This is a genomic window from Pseudomonas sp. P116, from assembly GCF_020149425.1.
Lineage (GTDB): Bacteria > Pseudomonadota > Gammaproteobacteria > Pseudomonadales > Pseudomonadaceae > Aquipseudomonas > Aquipseudomonas anatoliensis.
In genome coordinates this window covers 272,434-294,603 of sequence record NZ_JACVHB010000003.1, presented here as the reverse complement: position 1 = coordinate 294,603, position 22,170 = coordinate 272,434, and the positions used below count along the sequence as shown (strand labels likewise).

Here is a 22,170-nt window from a genome sequence, read left to right as displayed (position 1 = left end):
CAAAGACAGGATACCGATCATGTTCAAGCCTATGGCCCTGGCCGCTGCTGTGCTCGCTACTTTCAGCCTGAATGCCTTCGCGGCAAAAACCGAGTTGACGGTGTACACCGCCCTCGAAGCCGAACAGTTGAAGACCTACAAGGAGGCCTTCGAAAAGGCCAACCCGGACGTCGAGATCAAGTGGGTGCGCGATTCCACCGGGATCATCACCGCCAAACTGCTGGCCGAAAAGGCCCGTCCGCAGGCCGACGCCGTATGGGGGCTGGCGGCGTCCAGCCTGGCTATTCTCGATCAGCAAGGCATGCTGCAAAGCTACGCGCCAAAGGATCTGGGCAAGATCGGCGCGAACTACCGCGACGCCGCCAACCCGCCAGCCTGGGTCGGCATGGACGTCTGGGCCGCGACCATTTGCTTCAACACGATTGAGGCCGAAAAGCAGGGTCTGACCAAGCCCGTGAGCTGGCAGGACCTGACCAAACCTGAGTACAAAGGCAAGATCGTCATGCCTAACCCGGCCTCGTCCGGCACGGGCTTCCTCGACGTCAGCGCCTGGCTGCAAACCTTCGGCGAGAAACAGGGCTGGGCCTACATGGATGGCCTGCATCAGAACATCGGCCAGTACGTTCACTCCGGTTCCAAGCCATGCAAACTGGCCGCGGCCGGCGAATTCCCGATCGGCATTTCCTTTGAATACCCGGCAGTTCAGTTGAAGCGTCAGGGCGCGCCACTGGACATCATCCTGCCGAAGGAAGGTCTGGGCTGGGAGATCGAAGCGACCGCCGTGATCAAAGGCACGCCGCATGAAGAGGCCGCGAAGAAACTCGCTGACTTCTCCGCCAGCGCCGAAGCCATGGACTTGTACAAAGAGAACTTTGCCGTCCTCGCGCAGCCGGGCATCGCCAAGCCGCAGACCGAATTGCCGGACGACTACGAGCAGCGTCTGATCAAGAACGACTTCGCCTGGGCCTCGAAGAACCGCGACGAAATCCTGACCGAGTGGCGCAAGCGCTATGACGGCAAGTCCGAAAAAGTCGCCGCCAAGTAAATCTTCGCAATCTGACAGGGCCTCATCGCGAGCAGGCTCACTCCTACATGGGAACGCATTCCAATTGTAGGAGTGAGCCTGCTCGCGATAGCGGTTCTGAATTCAGGGAAATATCCAGATGACACAACACAAAGACCTGCTGATCGTCGGCGCCGGCATCCTCGGCCTCTCTCACGCCTACGCCGCCGCCAAACGCGGTCTCAAGGTCGTCGTATTCGAACGCACCGCCACGCCACTCGGCGCTTCGGTGCGCAATTTCGGCCAGGCATTGGTCACCGGCCAACCGCCCGGCCAAATGCTCGAATTGGCCAAGGCAAGCCGCGACATCTGGGGCGATTGGGCACAACTCGCCGGGCTACAAATCAAGCGTAACGGCTCGTACCTGTTCGCCCGCAACGAAGCCGAAGAGCATCTGCTCGAAGCCTTTTGCAGCCGCCGCGCCGTTGAACACGGTTACAACGTCGACTTGCTGCGCGGCGCCGCATTGCGCGATCTGTACAACGGCCAGTTCAGCCACCACCGCGCCGCGTTACACGGGATGGACGATCAACAGCTGTACTCGCGCGAAGCCATTCCGGCGCTGATCGACTATCTGCGTCGCGACCTCGGTGTCGAATTCCAATTCTCCACGCTGGTGCGCGATGTCGAGCCCGGACGCCTGCAAAGCACGGCCGGCGCGTTCACTGCCAAGCAGATCATCGTCTGCTCCGGTCACGATTATCAGACATTGCTGGCCGAGCCGATTGCCGCGCTCGACCCGCAAATCTGTCGCCTGCAAATGCTTCGCGCCAAACCGCAAGTCGAGTTGAATCTGCAACACGCCTTGCTCACCGGCCTGAGCTGCGTGCACTACGGCGCCTTCGCCGATCTGCCGGAAGCGGCGGCGGTACAAGCGCAGATTTTGCGTGAGCAACCGCACCTGCACGAAAACGGCATCCACCTGCTGATCAGCCCGACGCCGTATGGCGAGTTGATCATCGGCGACTCGCACCATTACGGCAGCGACCCATCACCGTTCAACGCCGAACAAGTCGACACCTGGATGCTTGAGCTGGCCGAACAGACCCTGGGTTGCAAGGTGCAAGTGGTCGAGCGCTGGCAGGGCGTCTATGGTTCTCGGGGGCCGGGGCCGTTTTCGTTCTTGCGCCCGGCACCGGGTTTGAGTGTGGCGTTGATGCACACCGGCGTCGGTATGAGCGTTGGTCCGGCAATGGCCGAACGCAATGTGGCGCAATTGCTGGAGGAAGTTTGATGGCAGGTCATGAGCAAATCGTGGCGAGGGTGTTCGGGTTGTATGAACGCTTCGGCACACGTGATTACATCGGCGAACCGGTGTCGCAGATCGAGCACATGTCCCAGGCGGCCGAACTGGCTATCGCCGAGGGCTTCGACGACGAAGTGGTGCTGGCGGCGTTCTTTCATGACATCGGCCATTTGTGTGCCGAGGGCGCGGAGAACATGGGCGGTTATGGCGTGGTCAGCCATGAACGGCTCGGGGCGGATTATTTGCGTGAGGCCGGATTCAGCGAACGCATGGCGCGGCTGGTGGAATATCACGTGCAGGCCAAGCGTTACCTGACGTTACGCGAGCCCGGGTATTTCGATCGGTTGAGTGAAGCGAGTCGGCGCACGCTGGAGTATCAGGGCGGGGTGATGACCGAGGCCGAAGCTGAGGTATTTGAACGGGATCCGTTGTGCGCGGTGAGTTTGCGCATGCGCCAGTGGGATGAGTTGGCCAAGGAGAGGGCGGTGGCGGTGATTGATTTGGATGTATTGAAGGAGAAAGCGGCGCGGCTGCTGACAATTTGAGTCTCTAGACTGAGTTGCGGCTATCGCGAGCAGGCTCACTCCTACAAGATGAGCGCGATCCATTGTAGGAGTGAGCCTGCTCGCGATGGCGCCAGATCAAGCGCTACAAATCTACAGCCAGAGACTCAATCTGCTCCTGCCTTTCCCCCTGATTCAACTTCGCGTGCGGATTGAGCGATGACCACTGCGGATGCGCCCGCGCCTTGCTTAGCGCCTCGGGCAACTTGCCCTCGCGCCAAGTCTTGTCCTGCGGTGTGGCCACCTGAACCGCGTCCATCGCCGCGTGCCCGCGCTGATCAAGTGCCAGCAGCAATTGCCGCTGTCGCAACGCCAACAACCGCAGCACCCCGTCATCCACGGTCAATTCCCGTTGCCCTTTGATCTTGCCGAGCAAGCGACTGCCATAACTGCGCGCCGTTTGCAGCGCACCGCCGGCAATCGCACCGGCCAGCGCTGCGGCCCCGAGGGTAATCCCGCCGACCAGCAAATCCACCCCGGCACCCGCCGCCGCGCCGGCAGCGATACCGCCGCCAACCCGTACACCGAGCTGCTTTAAGGTCTCCGGATTGAACAGGTCATCGCCCCAGCGCCCGTCCAGCAACGGCAAATCACTGGCCGCCGCATCCTGCGGGCGAAACGCGTACAGCTTGAGCAACGCCTCAACACACTTCTGTTCGCGTTGACGCACAGCCTTGCGCAGTTCGCTGATGGCTTGCTGTTCCTGCTCGGCTTCACTGACTACGCTGCGTCGGCACGCGGCGCAGTCGATCAGCAATTCTGCGATCAGTCGTGCGGCACTTTGCTGGCGTGCGAGACGCTGAGCCTGTTGATCGGCGATCAAGCGTTCCAGTTGTGGCCGCGCATTTTCCAGCAGCAGCGCGAGGCTTTCATACAACCGCCGCTCGCCATCCTCCGGCGGCGCGACGCTGTCGAAACGCACCAGCGCATGCAGGCCCAGTCGCGCCAACGCCTCGCGCCAATCCGGCTCGCGATGGTTGGCACTGCTGACGAAATTCAGTACCGGCAGCAGCGGCTTGCCGCAACTGGCCAGCACTTCCAGCTCATCGCGATATTTGGCCAACACCGGTTCACGAGCGTCGATCACATACAAACCGGCATCCGAGGCGAGCAGTTGTCGCAGCACCTTGGCTTCTTGCTCGAAGCGCTGGCGTGCCTCGCTGCCGTCGAGAAATCGCGCCAGCCGCGCCGGGCCATCAAGGCGTTCGCCGGGGCGTTCCAGGCGTTCGAGAAAATCCAGCAGGGCGATGGCGTCTTCCAGCCCCGGTGTGTCGTAGAGGTCGAGCAACGGCTCGCCGTCCACCGACAACCGCGCGCCTTCGACATGCCGCGTGGTGCTTGGCCGGTGCGAGACTTCGCCGAAGCCGACATCGCGGGTCAGCGTGCGTAACAGCGACGTCTTGCCGACGTTGGTGTGGCCGACCACTGCCAGTTTCAGCGGGGCTTTGCGGGCGTCAGTCATGTCCGGTCTCCAGCCAGTTCAGCGGTGCGCTGTCGGCAAACTCCAGCTCAAGCTGTTGCAGCGCGATGTGCCAGTCGCCGAGACGTTCGGCATCCAGCGCTGCACCGGGCGGCGGTTGCAGTAGCCACACGCGAGTTGCGCCAGCGCTGCGCGCCAGTTCGGCAATCAGCGCGAGGCTGCCGCGATCCGGCGAGCGCTGTGGATCGCAGGCGATGGCCAGCCGCGCCGGTGGAAAACGGCTGAGTTGTTCGAGTAGTTTATGGCGCGACTCGCGGCTGTCGAGAATGCCGGCGTTGCTGACGTTTTTCGGCAGCGCGGGTGGCCATGGGCGCTGCTCGTCGAGTTCGATCGCGACCAGCAACGCGCCTTCGCTGGCGTGTTCGCTGACGCCGCTTTCGACGCGATGCATCTGCGCCGGCTCGGGGTCGTTGACACCGAGGCGCTCACTGCTCGGCATCAGGCGTTCGCGCAGTTGGGCGTAGCCGGGCAGGTTCAGATCCAGATGCAGTGCCGCTTTGCCGCTGTTCCAGCGCCAGAAGCACAACAGCGCCAACATCAGGCGCGGGAACACGCCATAAACCACCAGCACGCCGACCAGCCATGTCGCCCACGCCTGACGAGCGCTTTCGATATCGAGAGCGCCGTCGCCGCTGGCGCGGATCATGTCTACGGTCGGCACGTTGAACCCCAGCAACGATGGCAGATGACCGAGGGCCTGTGTGACGTGAATGAAGGTATCGGCGCTGAGAATGGTTGTTTCCCAGACGAAGCCGTAACGCCGCGTCGCCATCAGCGTCAGCAGCAGAACCAACGCGCTGAGCATTACCAGCAACCACAGGCCGTTGACCAGTGCACCGAGCGCCCAGCGATTGAGTTTTTTGCGTTGCAGCATCAACAGCAGGGCCGGCGCCAGTTGTGCGGCTTTGGCGTCGCGGGCGAGTTTTTCGCTCAGCCACAACCACAGTCGTCCGAGGGTGGCGCCGTGTTCGCCGGCAAAAATCAGCCCCAGCGCCCAGCTCAAAAGCAGAATCAGGTTCAGCCCGAGCAGGCTGCCCAAGGCCCAGAACACATTGACCGGCGTCTGGCCCAGCGCGGCGAACGCCAGACCGGCGCCACTCAACATCGCCAGTATCATCAGCAACACCAACGCCAGACGCGCGCCTTGCAGCCAGTGTTTGAGGGCTGCGGTCAGTCCGTCACGCTCGGCCAGCCACAACGCACGGCGTTGAATGCGGCTCGGCAGATCGCCACCGGCCGCGCGGGCCAGGCGATTGGCTTCCAGATCATCCAGAGGGCCTGCGTGTTCTTCGCGCAGGCGCACGGTTTCAGTCAGCCAGAGGTTTTGCAGTGGAGTCAGTTCTGTCACGCGCCATTCCGTCGCTCAATTGAGTCGAGAGCATAACCGCTGTGGCGCTTATCGGGGTAAGCGAGGCTCTGGTATCCTCGCCGGCATGACTAAATCACTCCCCCTCAGCCTGATCGCAGCCCTCGGTGAAAACCGTGTGATCGGCGTCGACAACAGCATGCCCTGGCACCTGCCGGGCGACTTCAAATACTTCAAGGCCACGACCTTGGGCAAGCCGATCATCATGGGTCGCAAGACCTGGGACTCGCTCGGTCGCCCGCTGCCGGGGCGCTTGAACATCGTGGTCAGCCGTCAGGCCGGTCTGGTGCTCGAAGGTGCCGAGGTTTATCCGTCGCTGGAAGCGGCGGTGGTTCGCGCTGAAGAGTGGGCGAAAGCGCAGGGCGTCGATGAGCTGATGCTGATTGGCGGGGCGCAGTTGTATGCGCAAGGGCTGGCGCAGGCGGATCGTCTGTACCTGACCCGTGTGGCGCTGAGCCCGGAAGGCGATGCGTGGTTTCCGGAGTTCGATTTGAACCAGTGGAAACTGGTGTCGAACGTGGTTAATCCGGCTGAGGGCGATAAGCCCGATTACAACTTCGAGGTTTGGGAGAGGGCCTAAAAGATCGCAGCCTGCGGCAGCTCCTACAGGGTGTTCGCATTTCCCCTGTAGGAGCTGGCGAAGCCTGCGATCTTTTGATCTTGCTTTACATCAAGCCTGCGCCAACTCCGCATGCTCATCCGCATCCAGCAGTTCTTTATCCGTCTGCTGCATCACCTGGCTGGTAATCGCACCCGCCGTGATCGAACCACTCACGTTCAACGCCGTACGACCCATGTCGATCAGCGGCTCAACCGAAATCAGCAGCGCCACCAAAGACACCGGCAAACCCATCGCCGGCAGCACGATCAGCGCTGCAAACGTCGCGCCGCCACCCACGCCCGCCACACCGGCCGAACTCAGAGTCACAATCGCTACCAGCGTGGCGATCCACAGCGGATCCAGCGGGTTGATGCCGACAGTCGGTGCAACCATCACCGCCAACATCGCCGGGTACAGACCTGCGCAGCCGTTTTGACCGATAGTCGCACCGAACGAAGCAGCAAAACTCGCCACAGACTGCGGAATACCCAGACGACGGGTCTGCGCTTCGATGCTCAGCGGAATGCTCGCTGCACTGGAGCGACTGGTGAACGCGAACGTCAGCACCGGCCAGATCTTGCGGAAAAAACGCAGCGGGTTGATCCCGGCCGCCGACACCAGCAAGCCGTGCACAACAAACATCAGGCCCAGGCCGAGGTACGAGACCACGACGAAACTGCCGAGCTTGATGATGTCTTGCAGGTTGGAACCGGCGACGACTTTGGTCATCAGCGCCAGCACGCCGTACGGGGTCAGCTTCATCACCAGACGCACCAGACGCATCACCCAGGCTTGCAGGGTGTCGATGGCGTTGATCACTTTCTGACCTTTTTCGACGTCATCCTTGAGCAGTTGCAGCGCGGCAACCCCGAGGAACGCCGCGAAGATCACCACACTGATGATCGAGGTCGGCTTGGCCCGGGCCAGGTCGGCGAACGGGTTTTGCGGGATGAACGACAGCAATAGTTGCGGCACATTCAGGTCGGCAACCTTGCCGGCGTAGTCAGTCTGAATGGTTTGCAGACGGGCCATTTCCTGCGTGCCGGCGACCAGACCTTCGGCGGTGAGGCCGAACAGGTTGGTCAGGCCGATACCGATCAGCGCCGCAATCGCGGTGGTGAACAGCAGCGTACCGATGGTCAGGAAGCTGATCTTGCCCAACGACGACGCGTTGTGCAGCCGGGCCACGGCGCTGAGGATCGAGGCGAACACCAGCGGGATGACGATCATTTGCAGCAACTGCACGTAGCCGTTGCCGACCAGATCGAACCAGCCGATCGAAGCTTTCAGCACCGGGTTGCCGGCACCGTAAATGCTGTGCAGCGCAACGCCGAATGCCACGCCGAGGGCCAGCGCGAGCAGGACTTTTTTCGCCAGGCTCCACGAGGTGTGGCGAGTTTGCGCCAGACCGAAGAGCAGGGCGAGGAACACCAGCAGGTTGAGAATCAACGGTAGATTCATGAGAACTCCAGGAAAGTCTTTGCCAACAGCCTTCCGGGGCTGCTGCGAACCGGCAAGCCTAACAGCTTGAAAACTAATGATTTAATACCGAAAACGTATGGTGTCCGTCGTTTTTGGAATAAGCGTGTGTCGCTCACAGCAATGCATTTGGCGCAAACAGGGGCGGGGGCGGTCGCTGACAGACGAGGACTGTCACACGTATTTGTTAGCGTCGATGCTTTTAGATCAGGGAGAAAGCGCCGATGAAGTTCGCACCGAAATTTCTGGCTGTCGCACTGACAGTGGGGATGGGCCTGGCCACTCAGGCCTTCGCTACCGACTTGAAACACTGGCCGGCCGATCAGGCCAAGGCGCTGGACGCGATGATTGCGGCCAACGCCAACAAAGGTAACTACGCGGTGTTCGACATGGACAACACCAGTTACCGCTACGACCTCGAAGAGTCCTTGTTGCCGTTCATGGAAAACAAGGGCCTGATCACCCGCGACAAACTCGACCCCTCCCTGAAACTGATGCCGTTCAAGGACACCGCCGACCACAAGGAAAGCCTGTTCAGTTACTACTATCGTCTCTGCGAAGTTGACGACATGGTCTGCTACCCGTGGGTGGCGCAGGTGTTCGCCGGCTTCACCCTCAAGGAACTCAAAGGCTACGTCGATGAGCTGATGGCTTCGGGCAAACCGGTGCCGGCCACGTATTACGAAGGCGATGTGGTGAAGAAACTCGACGTCAATCCGCCGAAGATCTTTACCGGCCAGCAAGAGCTGTACAACAAGCTGATGGAGAACGGCATCGAGGTCTACGTGATGACCGCCGCCTCTGAAGAACTGGTACGCATGGTCGCGGCGGATCCCAAGTACGGCTACAACGTCAAACCGCAAAACGTCATCGGCGTGAGTCTGCTGCTGAAGAACCGCGAAACCAATGAGCTGACCACTGCGCGTAAGCAAATCACTGCGGGCAAATACGACGAGAAGGCCAACCTTGGTCTGGAACTGACCCCATACCTGTGGACCCCGGCGACCTGGATGGCCGGCAAGCACGCAGCCATCCTGACCTACATCGATGAGTGGAAAAAACCGGTATTGGTCGGCGGCGATACGCCCACCAGCGACGGCTACATGCTGTTCCACGATGTCGACGTGGCCAAGGGCGGTATTCACTTGTGGATCAACCGCAAGGACAAGTACATGACGCAAATCAACGGCATGATGGCCAAGCATGCGGCGGCGCAGGCCAAGGAAGGATTGCCGGTGACGGCGGACAAGAACTGGGTGATCGTCAAGCCTGAGGAAATTCAGTAATACCGAGTCGCTCCAATCGCTGGCAAGCCAGCTCCCACAGGTATCGGGGCGAACCACAAATTTGTGGTCACACAGATCCCTGTGGGAGCGGGCTTGCCCGCGATGGGGCCGTCATGGTCACCGACTGAATCGGCCAGGCAAAAAAATGCCCCGCACTTTGGCGGGGCATTTTTGTTTTTGCTGTCGAGGCTTACAGCCCGTCGAGCATCGCCTTGTCACGCACAGCGCCTTTGTCGGCACTGGTTGCCAGCAGGGCGTAAGCCTTAAGGGCGGTGGTGACTTTGCGTGGACGGATTTCCACCGGTTTCCAGCCTTTCTTGTCCTGCTCAATCCGGCGTGCGGCCAGTTCTTCGTCGCTGACCAACAGGTTGATCGAGCGATTTGGAATGTCGATCAGCACCTTGTCGCCATCCTGCACCAGGCCAATCGCACCGCCTGCCGCGGCTTCTGGCGAAGCGTGGCCGATGGACAGACCCGAGGTACCGCCGGAGAAACGGCCGTCGGTAAGCAGGGCGCACGCTTTGCCCAGTCCTTTGGATTTCAGGTACGAAGTCGGGTAGAGCATTTCTTGCATGCCCGGGCCACCTTTCGGGCCTTCGTAGCGAATGATGACGATGTCGCCTTTTTTCACTTCGTCGGCGAGGATGCCGCGTACGGCGCTGTCCTGGCTTTCGAAGATTTTCGCGTTGCCTTCAAAGACGTGGATCGACTCGTCGACGCCAGCGGTTTTCACCACGCAGCCATCGAGCGCGATGTTGCCGTAGAGCACGGCCAGGCCACCTTCTTTCGAATAGGCGTGCTCGAAGCTACGGATGCAGCCGTTTTCACGGTCGTCATCGAGGCTTTCCCAACGCGTCGACTGGCTGAATGCAGTCTGGGTCGGGATGCCCGCCGGGCCCGCCTTGAAGAAGTGATGCACGGCTTCATCGGTGGTCTGGGTGATGTCCCACTTGGCGATGGCTTCTTCCATGCTGCGGCTGTGCACGGTCGGCAGGTCAGTGTGCAGCAGGCCGCCCCGGGCCAGCGAACCGAGGATGCTGAAGATGCCGCCGGCACGGTGCACATCTTCCATGTGGTACTTCTGGATGTTCGGCGCGACTTTGCACAGCTGCGGCACGATGCGCGACAGGCGATCAATGTCACGCAGGTCGAAAGCGATTTCGGCTTCCTGGGCAGCAGCCAGCAAATGCAGGATGGTGTTGGTCGAACCGCCCATGGCGATGTCGAGCATCATCGCGTTCTCGAACGCCTTGAAATTGGCGATGTTGCGCGGCAATACCGACTCGTCGTCCTCTGTGTAGTAGCGCTTGCACAGCTCGACGATGGTGCGGCCGGCCTGCAGGAACAGTTGTTCGCGGTCGCTGTGGGTAGCGAGGGTCGAACCGTTGCCCGGCAGTGCAAGACCAAGGGCTTCAGTCAGGCAGTTCATCGAGTTGGCGGTGAACATGCCGGAGCACGAGCCGCAGGTAGGGCAGGCGCTGCGCTCGTATTCAGCGACTTTCTCGTCAGAAGCGCTGGCGTCGGCGGCGATGACCATGGCATCGACGAGGTCGAGGCCGTGGGAGGCGAGTTTGGTCTTGCCGGCTTCCATCGGCCCGCCGGAAACGAAAATCACCGGAATGTTCAGGCGCAACGCAGCCATCAACATGCCCGGGGTGATCTTGTCGCAGTTGGAGATGCAGACGATGGCGTCGGCGCAGTGGGCGTTGACCATGTACTCGACGGAGTCGGCGATGATCTCGCGGCTCGGCAGCGAATAGAGCATGCCGTCGTGGCCCATGGCGATGCCGTCGTCCACGGCGATGGTGTTGAATTCCTTGGCCACGCCACCGGCGCGTTCGATTTCACGGGCGACCAACTGGCCCAGATCCTTCAGGTGCACATGGCCCGGTACGAACTGGGTGAATGAGTTGGCAATGGCGATGATCGGCTTTTTGAAGTCGTCATCTTTCATCCCGGTGGCGCGCCACAATGCGCGGGCGCCGGCCATGTTGCGGCCGTGGGTGGATGTTTTCGAACGATAATCTGGCATGGAGCACTCCGGGCGGCTAATCACTTACTAATCAGGTGCAAAAGGGGAGAGAGCTTCTATTGACGTCTGGAACACTCAGAAATAGCCGTGTGTCCTGAAGTTGCCGATGACTTTGCGGGATCGCCGCTTGCCTCAGCCTGAGCTCATAAACCCGCCGGGGGATGAATGGCGATGAATCTGGCGATTCTACACCGCTGGCGTCTGGAGGGAATGGCGCAAAGCGTTGTTGCAGTGCCGACGGTGCCTGTTGCGTGACGACCGGCAGGATTAATCGCTGTCCGGCTGCACGATCGCGCTGGTCTGAAGGTTTTTTGCTCGACGGCTGATGCCTCTGTTCAATGCCAGTGCCACGCAACTGAGCAGCACGAAACTGTAGCCCAGCGTGAATTGCAGATTGGCAGGACTGAGGCTTATCAGCGCGCTGATCAATCCGCCGCAAATGAAAACGATGGTGCTGCCGGCCGAGGCGGAGGTACCGGCGTTATCGGGAAACAGGCCCATGGCCCGAGAAGTAGCGGCCGGCCGGGAGATGGTAGTGCCAGCGGTACAAATCAGCATTGGGATCAGCACAGCCATCGGGGTCAGCGCATGATTGGTCGCCAGATACAGCGTCAGCAGCCCCGACGACAGGATCAGACTCAGCCCGATAATGATCTGCCGGCCGGGCGTGATGCGTCGACTCAGCAAGGAGGCGATGATGCCGCCGGCAACATAGGCAACACCGTAAATCAGCAGAATCAGCGAAAAGTCATAAGGCGCAAGTTGCAATTGATCCATGAAGATCAGCGGCGAAATAACGATGAACGAGAAGTGGCAGGCGAAGGCAAACGCTGATATCAGCCAGTAGCTGACGAACTCGAAACTCCCCAGCACCCGTTGGTAAGACTGTATGAAACCCAGTCGTTCGCCGTTGCTGGCCGGACGAATGTTGTCCAGAAGCAACCAGGCTTTGACGAGTACCACTGTCGATAGCGCAATAAATACCCAGAAACTGCCGCGCCAGCCAAGGGTGGCCTGCAGAAAGGTGCCGGCCAGCGGTGAAACTGAAATGAATATCCCGCCTGCAGTGACCATCAGGATGCGCAGGCGATCGCGCTCTTCTCCCGCGAACAGATCCTGCACCAGCGCCTGGGACAGCACGAAACAGCCGCAGCCCACTGCCTGCACAACCCGAAATATCAGAAACAGCGTGTAATCGCTGGTCATCACGCAACCAAGAGCGCCGAGTATCGACACGATCATGCCCGCGAGCAGCAAGCCCTTGCGCCCGATCACGTCGGACAGTGGCCCGATCAAGACCTGGGCAAACGCGATTCCCACGGCGAACAGACTGATCGACAGCGCAATGTCGCTCGGTGTGGTGCGAAAGTGCGTCGCCAGTGCCGGAAATGAAGGCAGCACGACATCCAGCGGAAACACGCCAAGCAGCACCATTGCCAATAAAAGGCTGACCGCGCCACGGCGTCGTTTGGCGTTTGCCACTGATTCTCTGTTATCCATCGATCAGACCTGCCTTGGCGAAGCGTTGCTGGTTGGTGGGCCAGGCAAAAAAACCGGCTTTTTTCAGTGCGTCCAATGTGGCGGTGGCACCTGAGCGTGCGCGCAGTCGAGTGGCTTGCGGCGCCGTTACGCTGGCGATGATGTCGGTCACGGCACTGTCGGTGATGCCTGCTCCACGCAGGCTCTGTTGCAACCAGCGCTCGTCGGCTTCGAAGAACATCCCGATGATCTCCAACAGCGATCTGGAGGCGAAGGTTCGCTGGCGATTGTTCAAGGTCAGCCACAGGTAATGGAACACTTCGGCGAAGTAGCGGCTGTGGCGGGCTTCGTCGGCCAGATGATCGCGCAGCATCTCGTTGACGCTGGACACCAGACTGTTGCGACAGACATCCAGCAGCTCCCGGGCAATGATGGTTTCCGAGACGAAGCCGAGCAGAAACCAGACCAGTGGGCGGTTTTTCTCCGAAGTACGGGCGACCAGGGCGTTCATGCGCGTAATCCGCTTTGGCATCGCCGGACGTTCGATGATCCCGTAGAACCCGGCGATCTGATCGGCGAGACGATCGGAAAACAGCGCGTGATAGCCCTCGTCGGTATAGAGCTGCAGCGCGGCGTGCTTCATTGCTTGAGGCACATGAACCGGCAGTTCCCGGTGGATGATGACTTCTACCGCACGATTGACGATGCGGTGTTCGAGCAGGGTGGTGTAGTCGAGAAAGTGCACCAGATGATTGGCCGTCAGCCTATGCATAACATCACGCCCTGCTGCTTGAATGGCAGGATGCGACAGGTAGGGCAGGAAGTCCGATGGAAACCAGTAACGACTTTCCAATTGTTGCTGCACATCGTCCGGCAACTGATAGTCATGAGTGCTGGTGCGGACCGAGGCTCGGCTGTCCCAGTCTCCCAAGGTGAATTTGAGCGCCCAGGACGTCGGCGCTTCGCTCGGATCGGCGCTGAGGACGGTCATGCCTGGACCTCGCGCAACAGTTCGCGCATTTCCTGGCACATTGCCTGTCCATCGCTTTCCCCGCAGCCGACAAAGAATATTGGCTGTTCAGCGCTTCCCTCAAGTTTGAGGTGTGTTTCGACTTGCTCATCGGCAAACGCGCCGGTCAACCAGGTGTTCAGGCCCAGTGCCGTGGCAACCAGTTGAAAGGTTTGTGACAAGTGACCGGCCTCAACGAACGCCATGCGATAAGCGCGGGAGTGCCCATACTTCCACCAAAGCCGATCAAACCGCGCCGTGATGAACAATCCCAGCGGCAGGTTGTTGATGAAATGCTGGCCACCGAGCAACTGGCCCAGTGCCGATGACGGCAATGGATTGACTCGACTGATGGAGTGTTCGTCCGGGTGATAGGCATAAATCCCGGGCGACAGGTCGTCGACGTTCTGCACCAGCAGAAAACCTTCGCATGCGTTCAGGCCACCGCCGGAGGGACTGCTGCGCCGTGCGCAAAGGTCTTCGGCGATGCTGTCATCCCGATCGGTGTCGCGTTCGCGCAGGTAACCGAGAGTCAGGTAAAGCAAAGTGCTGACGTTATTGAGCGTCATCGCTGCACCGGTAAAGGAGCGACAGGTTTTTCGCTGGAGCAGCGCGTTAGCCAGGCTGTCGTCGCTCAATTCGTCCGGGTCGGGCAAACAGATATGTTGCTCAACCTCGTGTTGCGGACGGTTTTTGGCGGGCGACGGGGTGGCCAGCACTTCGTCGCAGTGCGCCAGGTATTGCCTGGACCACTCTTGAGTATTCTGTGGGGTGTATTCGCAGGGAATGTTTTGCGTGCCGATATGATAAATCTTCGACAGTTCATCCCAGCCCCAATGCAGGTTGTCTATTTTTGAAACGGTTAGAATGCCCGCGTTTAATAGTTGTGTGTCTATGATGTTGTGTGTGTCAAACAACTCGGGATCGTTTATTAGTTGGGCAAGGCGTGACGTATAATTCAGATCAAGAACATGTTGGGTGTGATCTTTGTAGTTCCAGACTATTTGTCCGGGTGAACGTGGCAATATAAATAAATAAGGATTGATATACATAGGGTTCATTTACTCTGGATAAAGTCGAAAGGACGCCGAGGGACCGGCGCTCCCCAGCGTCCCGACTTATTTAACGGGCTTTAGGCGCAACCAGAAAAGCCAGGTTTGCGATTTTGTTGGTTTCCAGAGAAATGTTTTTCATGATGTGAACTCCTTGTTCATTGATAGTTGAAGTCACCTCGTGGTGACAACTTCATAATAGTTTGTAATGGATTATTGGCAAGGGGATATTAAGTAGGAATATTCCAGTATTTTTGTCGGAGCGATCTTTAGCAGGTGATGAACTTTGTAGGGAAAGTTTCAATAATTAAAAGACGTGAGGAAACGTCCTGCACGTCAATCGGACGGCAGTGTAGGAAGTCGTGATAACAAAGGAAAAAATCGTTGAGAAGCCGTCAGGTTCAGGCGTAAAGCAAACGGGGAGCCATTAGGCTCCCCGTCATCCGCATTGATCAGCTGTTAGGCAGCAGGCGGCAGGTGATGCTCTTGATGTAGCGGGTTTCGGCGATGGCCGGGTGGACCGGGTGATCCGGGCCCTGACCGCCGCGCTCCAGCAACTGGATGTTGCGATCCAGGTGGCGGGCGCTGGTAAGCAGGATGTTCTGCAGATCGTCTTCCGGCAGGTGCATCGAGCACGAAGCACTGACCAGGATGCCGTCCTTGTTGAGCAGGCGCATGGCTTGCTCGTTCAGGCGACGGTACGCACCTTCGCCGTTCTTCATGTCTTTCTTGCGTTTGATGAACGCTGGCGGGTCGGCCACGATCACGTCGAAGCGTTCTTCGCTGGCCTTCAGTTCTTTCAAGGCTTCAAAGACATCGCCTTCGATGCAGGTCATCTTGTCGGCAAAGCCGTTCAGTGCAGCGTTGCGCTCGACACCATCAAGGGCGAAGGCCGAAGCATCGACGCAGAACACTTCGCTGGCGCCGAATGCGGCAGCCTGCACGCCCCACCCACCGATGTAGCTATAGAGGTCGAGTACACGTTTGCCTTTGGCGTATGGCGCCAGGCGTGCGCGGTTCATGCGGTGGTCATAGAACCAGCCGGTTTTCTGCCCCTGAATGACCGGCGCTTCGAACTTCACGCCGTTCTCTTCCAGTGCGACCCATTCCGGTACCAGACCGAACACGGTTTCGACGTAGCGGTTGAGGCCTTCGGCGTCACGCGCAGCGGAATCGTTCTTGAACAGAATGCCGCTTGGCTTGAGCACTTGGGTCAGTGCGGCGATCACGTCATCTTTATGCGCTTCCATGGTCGCCGAGGCGATCTGCACCACGAGGATGTCGCCAAAACGGTCAACGACCAGACCTGGCAGCAGGTCGGAGTCACCGTACACCAGACGGTAGAACGGCTTGTCGAACAGGCGATCGCGCAGCGACAGCGCTACGTTGAGGCGATGCACCAGCAGGGATTTGTCCAGTTGCACCTTGATGTCGCGGGACACCAGACGGGCGCAGATCAGGTTGTTCGGGCTCATCGCGACGATGCCCAGCGGCTTGCCGCCGGCAGCTTCGAGGATCGCTTGATCGCCGGCTTTGAAGCCGTGCAGTGGCGTGGCCGCCACATCGATTTCGTTGCTGTAGACCCACAAGTGGCCGTTGCGCAGGCGACGGTCGGCATTGGCTTTGAGGCGCAGGCTAGGCAGGGACATGACGTCGCTCCGGAAAAAAGAGCGGGAGTATAGCGTGTTGGGCCCGGTGATTGGCCCGCGAATGGACATATGGCCTGGGAGTCAATCCGGGCTGCTGTGGTAGTGAGACCTTCTGTGGCGAGGGGATTTATCCCCGATCGGCTGCGCAGCAGTCGCAAAACCAGATAACTCGGTTCCCTGATACAACTTGTAAGTCGATTCAGGGCAGCGCCGCCGCCCATCGGGGATGAATCCCCTCACCACAGAAACCCCTGTAGCCCTCCAGTATCAGGCCGACAGCGCGTCGATCAACTCACGACTAAACGCCGGAATATCATCCGGCTGACGACTGCTGATCAAGTGGCCGTCTCTGACTACTTCCTGATCGACCCAGTTGGCGCCGGCATTCACCAGATCGTCTTTGAGCGTCTTGTAGCTGGTCATGGTCTTGCCATTGACCAACCCCGCCGAAATCAACAGCCATCCGCCATGGCAGATCACCGCAATCGGTTTGCCGGCCGAGGTGCCTGTCTTGACCAGGTGCTGGGCATCCTGGTCGATGCGGATGGTGTCGGAGTTCTGTACGCCGCCGGGCAATACGATGGCGTCATATTGCTCGCTGCTGGCGGCCTGGAAGGTCTGGTCGACCTTGAAGTCATCCGCCGGTTTGTCATGGTTCCAGCCTTTGACCGTGCCTTCTTCGGCCGAGAGGATATCGACCTGAGCGCCGGCCTGTTCGAGCGCTTGCTTGGGACCTGTCAATTCAACCTGTTCGAAACCATCGGTTACCAAAAAAGCGACGCGCTTGCCGTTGAGTTGCGTAGCCATCGATAAGCTCCTGAGTCTGTGGGAATTTGCCGCCCAGTGGGATCGAAGTGATCCGTTGGGCATTACAGAGTCCGAAGCCGGCGCTTGAATGAAAGTTCCTGACAATTGCCCACTGGTGTGTCGTCCTGCGGTTTTTAGAGGTTAGAATCGCCGCCTGTCCCAGAGTGTGTACTTATGTCCCAAGAGCTGACCGCCGAACAGATTCAACAATCCCTGCAAGGCATCAGCGTGCCCGCGCAGCCGCAGATCATGGTGGATCTGCAAATGGAGCAGTACATGCCTGACCCGGACCTGGAGGTGATCGCCAAGCTGATCGCCCAGGATCCGGGTTTGTCCGGCTCGCTGCTGAAAATCGTCAACTCGCCGTATTACGGTTTGAGCAACAAGATCACTTCGATCCAGCGTGCGGTGAACCTGTTGGGCAGTCGTTCGATCATCAACCTGATCAACGCGCAGTCGATCAAGGGCGAGATGAACGATGACACCATCGTCACGCTCAACCGTTTCTGGGACACCGCCCAGGATGTGGCGATGACGTGTCTGACCCTGGCCAAGCGCATTGGCACTCAGGCCGGCGACGAAGCCTACGCATTGGGTCTGTTCCACGATTGCGGCGTGCCGTTGATGCTGCAGCGCTTTCCCAATTACATGTCGGTTCTGGAAAAGGCCTACGCCCATGCCAGCGCCGAATGCCGGGTGGTGGACACCGAAAACAACGAGTTCAACACCAACCACGCCGTGGTCGGCTACTACACGGCCAAGTCCTGGCGCCTGCCGGAACACGTCAGTGCGGCAATCGCCAATCACCACAACGCGCTGGCGATATTCAGCGACGAGTCCTCGCGCAACAGTCAACTGAAGAACCTGTTGGCGATCCTCAAGATGGCCGAGCACATCTGCGCGTCCTATCGGGTACTGGGCAACCAGACCGAAGATTTCGAATGGAACGCGGTCGGCCCGCTGGTGCTTGATTACGTCGGCCTGTCGGAATACGACTTCGAAACCCTCAAACAAACGATCCGCGACTTAGGCGCGCATTGATTCGAGGACGCCATGCCTGAACTGCCGGAAGTCGAAACCACCCGCCGGGGCATTGCTCCGCATCTGGAAGGCCAGCGCGTCAGCCGAGTGATCGTGCGCGACCGCCGGCTGCGCTGGCCGATCCCTGAAGACCTCGATGTGCGCCTGTCGGGCCAGCGCATCGTGCTGGTGGAACGGCGGGCCAAGTATCTGCTGATCAACGCCGAAGTCGGCACGTTGATCAGCCATCTGGGCATGTCGGGTAATTTGCGCCTGGTCGAAGTCGGGTTGCCGGCGCTCAAGCATGAGCATGTCGATATCGAACTGGAATCCGGTCTGGCCCTGCGCTACACCGATCCACGGCGTTTCGGCGCGATGCTGTGGAGTTCCGACCCGCTCAATCACGAATTGTTGATTCGTCTCGGGCCGGAGCCGTTGACCGATCTGTTCGACGGCGAACGGCTGTTTAAGCTGTCTCGCGGACGCTCGATGGCGGTCAAGCCGTTCATCATGGACAACGCAGTGGTGGTCGGGGTCGGCAATATTTATGCGACCGAAGCGCTGTTCGCCGCGGGCATTGATCCGCGTCGTGAGGCCGGGGGCATTTCCCGGGGGCGTTATCTGAAACTGGCGATCGAGATCAAACGCATCCTTGCCGCCGCCATCGAGCGTGGCGGCACCACGTTGCGTGATTTCATCGGTGGCGACGGACAACCGGGGTATTTCCAGCAGGAGCTGTTTGTCTATGGCCGTGGTGGTGAACACTGCAAGGTCTGCGGCACCGGTCTGCGCGAAGTGAAGCTTGGCCAGCGCGCCAGCGTCTTTTGCCCGCGCTGTCAGAGCTGAGGCAAATCGTTCGAAAACATCCTACGGTCTATAGTGAGTTGTCTCACTGCCAAGCCCGAAGGATCGTGCCATGAAATCCCTGCAAGTCTTCTGTGCCGCACTGCTGCTGTGTTCCAGCCTGGCTGTACAGGCCACGGAAACCGGCAGCGGTGATCCGCGTTACACCATCCAGAACCCACCGGCCTACGCCATGCTTGGCGACTTGCTGATCGCCCGACCTTTGCTGGTGGTGGCGACGGTGATCGGTGCCGGAGCGTTTGTGGTGTCGTTGCCGTTTACCGCGCTGGGTGGCGGAATTGGCGATGCGGGGCAGGCGTTGGTGGTTGATCCGGCGCGAGCGGCGTTTGTGCGGTGTCTGGGGTGTATCGGGGAAGGGTTTGAGCAGCGCGAGTGAGCTGATCCGGATTTTGCTGTGTTGCCGATGGCCTCATCGCGGGCAAGCCCGCTCCCACAAGGTTTTGGTGTTCACACAATTTGTGTTCCACCACAGAACCCTGTGGGAGCGGGCTTGCCCGCGATGGCGTCGGTACAGGCGCTGAAAAATCAGGCCTTGCCAGTGATCAGGCGGTACTTCTCCATCAACTGTTCTTCAGTCTCCGGATGCGCTTCGTCCAGCGGAATGCAATCCACCGGGCAGACCTGCTGGCACTGCGGTTCGTCGTAGTGGCCGACGCACTGGGTGCACAGATTCGGGTCAATCACGTAGATCTCTTCGCCTTGGGAAATGGCGGCGTTCGGGCACTCGGGTTCGCAGACGTCGCAGTTGATGCAATCGTCGGTGATGATCAGGGACATGCTAACTCCAGCCGGGGCGGCAGGCCCGGGCGCTATAAACCAATGCGCGCAATTGTGCCGCATTGGCGCCCGGAGTGCACGCGGGTGCGATCAACTGCTGTATGTGGCTGCAATCAAAATCAAAAGATCGCAGCCTTCGGCAGCTCCTACTTTTTAAAGCGTAGGGTCAGGGCGTCAGCCACGGCCGGGTGGACGAACTTGCTGATATCGCCGCCCAGCGCGGCGATTTCCCGCACCAGCGTCGAGGAAATGAACGAGTAACGCTCGGACGGGGTGAGAAACAGGCTCTCGACATCCGGCGCCAACTGGCGGTTCATGTTGGCCAGCTGGAACTCGTATTCGAAGTCCGACACTGCCCGCAAACCACGCAGGAAGACATTGGCGTTCTGCTCTTTGGCGAAATGCGCCAGCAGCGTCGCGAAACCGACCACTTCCACGTTCGGCAGGTGTTTGGTGACCTCGCGAGCCAGTTCTACCCGTTGTTCCAGCGGGAACAGCGGGTTCTTCTTGGGGCTGGCGGCGACCGCAATGATCACGTGATCGAACAGGCGCGAGGCGCGTTCGACCAGATCGCCATGGCCCTTGGTAATAGGGTCGAAGGTACCTGGGTACAACACTCGGTTCATCGCGTCGTCCTGGCGGGAGTCCGTTGGGGAGTCGGATGGTATCGCAGCCGTCCCGGTCGGCCAAGTCGCCTGTTGGGTAAGAAAGCACTATAGACGATAGGAATATTCTGCTTTTTCACGGATTTTTCAGCCGTTCGGCGAGGGAAGTGGCCAATTGCGCAGTCAGACCGTACACCGACAATTGTGGATTTGCGCCAATGCTGGTGGGGAATAGCGAGCCGTCGTGAATCGACAGATTGCTCAGTTGATGATGGCGGCCAAGGCTGTCGGTGACTGCGGTTTTCGGATCTTCACCCATCGCGCAGCCGCCCATGACGTGGGCGCTGCCCAGCCGTGTGCGATACAACTCAAGGCTCAAGCCATCGATGAGGCTGCGCGCCTCGGCCAGCGTCTTCACATAACGCGCGTCGGCGTGCATTGGCATCACCGCTTTGGCACCGCCGGCAAACTGGATCTCGGCCATGTGGTGAAACGCGCGGCGCAAGCCTTCCCAGGTGTAAGGCGAAACTTGATAGTCGAGCACCGGCGAGCCGTCGCCGCGCAACTCGACATTGCCGCCCGGGCTGTCCGGGTGAAAACCGTCGCGCAATAACGCCAGCATCGCGTGTGTGTGCGGCAGATCGGCCATGTGCTGCGCGCTCTCCTGGCCAATTCCGCCCAGCAGCGTGGCCGCCAGCGCCGGGTGCAGCGGCGGCACTTCCAATTTGTAGCCTATGGGCCCGGTGACGCCGTCCTTCCATTGGAAGTGGTCGGAGTAGATCGATTGCGGCGCTCCGTAGAAAGGGTTGATCACCTCGTCGAAGCGTCCGGCGGACATGTTCACCAAGTGCAGAAAAGTACGTTTGCCCACTCGCTGATGCGGATCCGGCGCATCGGAGCGCAGCAGCAGGGCAGGACTGTTGATGCCACCGCCGGCCAAAACGTAATGCCGCGCCTTGACGGTGATTTTGCGTCCTGTTGCCTCGACGCAGCGTTCATCCATGGCCACGCATTGCAGGCCGGTCACTTTGTCGCCGTTGATCAGCAGCTTTTCCGCGCGGGCCAGGTACAGCAGTTCGCCACCCTTTTCCAGGGTCGCCGGAATGGTCGTGACCATCATCGATTGCTTGGCGTTGGTCGGGCAGCCCATACCGCAGTAGCCGAGGTTCCAGCAGCCACGCACATTGCGCGGAATCACGTGCCAGCTGTAGCCGAGTTGCTCGCAGCCCTTGCGGATCACGTCGTTGTTGGGGTTCGGTGGAACCATCCACGGCGCGACGCCGAGGCGCTGCTCCATTTTTTCGAACCATGGCGCCATGTCGGCAGGGCTGTGGCCCCTGACGTTGTGCTCGGTGGCCCAGTGTTGGAGGGTTGGCTCTGGCGTGCGGAAGCTCGATGTCCAGTTGATCAGCGTCGTGCCGCCGACCGCGCGGCCCTGCAGGATGGTGATCGCGCCGTCCTTGCTCATGCGGCCGATGCCTTCCTGATAGAGGCTGCTGTAGGCCTCGTCTTCAAGCATTTTGAAGTCGGAGCTGGTTTTCAGCGGGCCTTCTTCGATCAGCAGCACTTTATAGCCGGCGGCGCTGAGGATTTCCGCGGTGGTACCGCCACCCGCGCCGCTGCCGATGATCGCGACATCTGTTTCGAGGGTCAGATCGGCAGGCAACTGCGCGCCGTTGTAGGTTTTCCAGCCTCGGGCGAGGCCTTCGCGGAAGGGGTCGGGTACGGGCATCGATCAGGCTCTCTTTATTATTTTTTAATTCGATTGTGAGGCGACTGACGCTATCGCGGG

20 protein-coding genes are annotated in these 22,170 nt (G+C 59.8%); 8 read left to right on the top strand and 12 right to left on the bottom strand.

All coding sequences use genetic code 11. The features are described from left to right. Positions 1–19: 19 nt before the first annotated feature. The 3 genes from ICA15_RS11755 (at position 20) to ICA15_RS11745 (ending at position 2,854) form a co-directional block, all read left to right on the top strand. The gene (locus ICA15_RS11755) at positions 20–1,045 is read left to right on the top strand and encodes a putative 2-aminoethylphosphonate ABC transporter substrate-binding protein (protein WP_210553443.1); all 1,026 of its coding nucleotides are present in this window, start codon (positions 20–22) and stop codon (positions 1,043–1,045) included. Between the two features lie 118 nt (positions 1,046–1,163). Continuing rightward, a complete protein-coding gene (locus ICA15_RS11750; protein WP_210553444.1) occupies positions 1,164–2,297 on the top strand; it encodes a TIGR03364 family FAD-dependent oxidoreductase in 1,134 nt (377 codons plus the stop codon). Continuing rightward, positions 2,297–2,854 (top strand): phosphonate degradation HD-domain oxygenase, encoded by a 558-nt coding sequence (locus ICA15_RS11745; protein ID WP_210553445.1) that lies wholly within the window; start codon positions 2,297–2,299, stop codon positions 2,852–2,854. Before ICA15_RS11750 ends, ICA15_RS11745 begins: the two co-directional genes overlap by 1 nt. Before the next feature lie 103 nt (positions 2,855–2,957). On the opposite strand, the gene ICA15_RS11740 is transcribed toward ICA15_RS11745, so the two are convergent. Both ICA15_RS11740 and ICA15_RS11735 read right to left on the bottom strand, forming a co-directional pair. Beyond that, positions 2,958–4,334 carry a GTPase/DUF3482 domain-containing protein gene (locus tag ICA15_RS11740; RefSeq protein WP_150616773.1) on the bottom strand — a complete coding sequence of 459 codons (1,377 nt, stop codon included), beginning with the start codon at positions 4,332–4,334 and terminating at the stop codon, positions 2,958–2,960. Further along, positions 4,327–5,700: a DUF2868 domain-containing protein gene (locus tag ICA15_RS11735; protein WP_210553446.1), complete on the bottom strand. Its 1,374-nt coding sequence runs from the start codon at positions 5,698–5,700 to the stop codon at positions 4,327–4,329. The genes ICA15_RS11740 and ICA15_RS11735 overlap by 8 nt, the downstream gene beginning before the upstream one ends. A gap of 85 nt (positions 5,701–5,785) precedes the next feature. Here ICA15_RS11735 and ICA15_RS11730 point away from each other — a divergent pair, with 85 nt between their 5' ends. Continuing rightward, entirely contained in the window at positions 5,786–6,298 is a 513-nt protein-coding gene (locus ICA15_RS11730; RefSeq protein ID WP_210553447.1) for a dihydrofolate reductase, read from the top strand. Positions 6,299–6,388: 90 nt separating this feature from the next. On the opposite strand, the gene ICA15_RS11725 is transcribed toward ICA15_RS11730, so the two are convergent. Further along, positions 6,389–7,780 carry an L-cystine transporter gene (locus ICA15_RS11725; RefSeq protein WP_210553448.1) on the bottom strand — a complete coding sequence of 464 codons (1,392 nt, stop codon included), beginning with the start codon at positions 7,778–7,780 and terminating at the stop codon, positions 6,389–6,391. A gap of 242 nt (positions 7,781–8,022) precedes the next feature. Between ICA15_RS11725 and ICA15_RS11720 the strand changes: the two genes are divergently transcribed. Further along, entirely contained in the window at positions 8,023–9,084 is a 1,062-nt protein-coding gene (locus ICA15_RS11720) for a haloacid dehalogenase-like hydrolase (RefSeq protein ID WP_210553449.1), read from the top strand. Between the two features lie 190 nt (positions 9,085–9,274). Here ICA15_RS11720 and ilvD read toward each other — a convergent pair whose 3' ends face one another. From ilvD to ICA15_RS11690, 6 genes are all read right to left on the bottom strand, one after another. Next, positions 9,275–11,116 (bottom strand): dihydroxy-acid dehydratase, encoded by a 1,842-nt coding sequence (gene ilvD, locus ICA15_RS11715; RefSeq protein WP_210553450.1) that lies wholly within the window; start codon positions 11,114–11,116, stop codon positions 9,275–9,277. Between the two features lie 267 nt (positions 11,117–11,383). Beyond that, entirely contained in the window at positions 11,384–12,616 is a 1,233-nt protein-coding gene (locus ICA15_RS11710; protein ID WP_210553451.1) for an MFS transporter, read from the bottom strand. After that, a complete protein-coding gene (locus ICA15_RS11705; RefSeq protein ID WP_210553452.1) occupies positions 12,609–13,586 on the bottom strand; it encodes a diiron oxygenase in 978 nt (325 codons plus the stop codon). Before ICA15_RS11705 ends, ICA15_RS11710 begins: the two co-directional genes overlap by 8 nt. Continuing rightward, positions 13,583–14,656, bottom strand: a complete 1,074-nt coding sequence (locus tag ICA15_RS11700) for a SagB family peptide dehydrogenase (RefSeq protein ID WP_210553453.1) — start codon at positions 14,654–14,656, stop codon at positions 13,583–13,585. The genes ICA15_RS11705 and ICA15_RS11700 overlap by 4 nt, the downstream gene beginning before the upstream one ends. A 452-nt stretch (positions 14,657–15,108) precedes the next feature. Continuing rightward, positions 15,109–16,305, bottom strand: coding sequence for a class I SAM-dependent rRNA methyltransferase (locus ICA15_RS11695; RefSeq protein ID WP_150593576.1), 1,197 nt, complete (start codon positions 16,303–16,305; stop codon positions 15,109–15,111). Between the two features lie 267 nt (positions 16,306–16,572). Beyond that, positions 16,573–17,112 (bottom strand): type 1 glutamine amidotransferase domain-containing protein, encoded by a 540-nt coding sequence (locus ICA15_RS11690; RefSeq protein ID WP_150602003.1) that lies wholly within the window; start codon positions 17,110–17,112, stop codon positions 16,573–16,575. 228 nt (positions 17,113–17,340) lie between these two features. On the opposite strand from ICA15_RS11690, the gene ICA15_RS11685 reads away from it, so the two are divergent. The 3 genes from ICA15_RS11685 (at position 17,341) to ICA15_RS11675 (ending at position 19,372) form a co-directional block, all read left to right on the top strand. Next, positions 17,341–18,153 (top strand): HDOD domain-containing protein, encoded by an 813-nt coding sequence (locus ICA15_RS11685; RefSeq protein ID WP_191626406.1) that lies wholly within the window; start codon positions 17,341–17,343, stop codon positions 18,151–18,153. A 12-nt stretch (positions 18,154–18,165) separates the two neighbouring features. Next, a complete protein-coding gene (gene mutM, locus ICA15_RS11680) occupies positions 18,166–18,978 on the top strand; it encodes a bifunctional DNA-formamidopyrimidine glycosylase/DNA-(apurinic or apyrimidinic site) lyase (protein WP_210553454.1) in 813 nt (270 codons plus the stop codon). A 70-nt stretch (positions 18,979–19,048) separates the two neighbouring features. Continuing rightward, entirely contained in the window at positions 19,049–19,372 is a 324-nt protein-coding gene (locus tag ICA15_RS11675; RefSeq protein WP_150617855.1) for a multidrug transporter, read from the top strand. A 149-nt stretch (positions 19,373–19,521) separates the two neighbouring features. Here the strand turns inward: ICA15_RS11675 and ICA15_RS11670 are convergent, their stop codons facing one another. The 3 genes from ICA15_RS11670 to ICA15_RS11660 form a co-directional block, all read right to left on the bottom strand. Continuing rightward, positions 19,522–19,773 carry a YfhL family 4Fe-4S dicluster ferredoxin gene (locus ICA15_RS11670; RefSeq protein ID WP_003213796.1) on the bottom strand — a complete coding sequence of 84 codons (252 nt, stop codon included), beginning with the start codon at positions 19,771–19,773 and terminating at the stop codon, positions 19,522–19,524. Positions 19,774–19,919: 146 nt separating this feature from the next. After that, positions 19,920–20,399: a pantetheine-phosphate adenylyltransferase gene (coaD, locus tag ICA15_RS11665; protein WP_150593581.1), complete on the bottom strand. Its 480-nt coding sequence runs from the start codon at positions 20,397–20,399 to the stop codon at positions 19,920–19,922. Positions 20,400–20,514: 115 nt separating this feature from the next. Further along, the gene (locus ICA15_RS11660) at positions 20,515–22,110 is read right to left on the bottom strand and encodes a GMC family oxidoreductase (RefSeq protein ID WP_210553455.1); all 1,596 of its coding nucleotides are present in this window, start codon (positions 22,108–22,110) and stop codon (positions 20,515–20,517) included. Positions 22,111–22,170 lie beyond the last annotated feature (60 nt).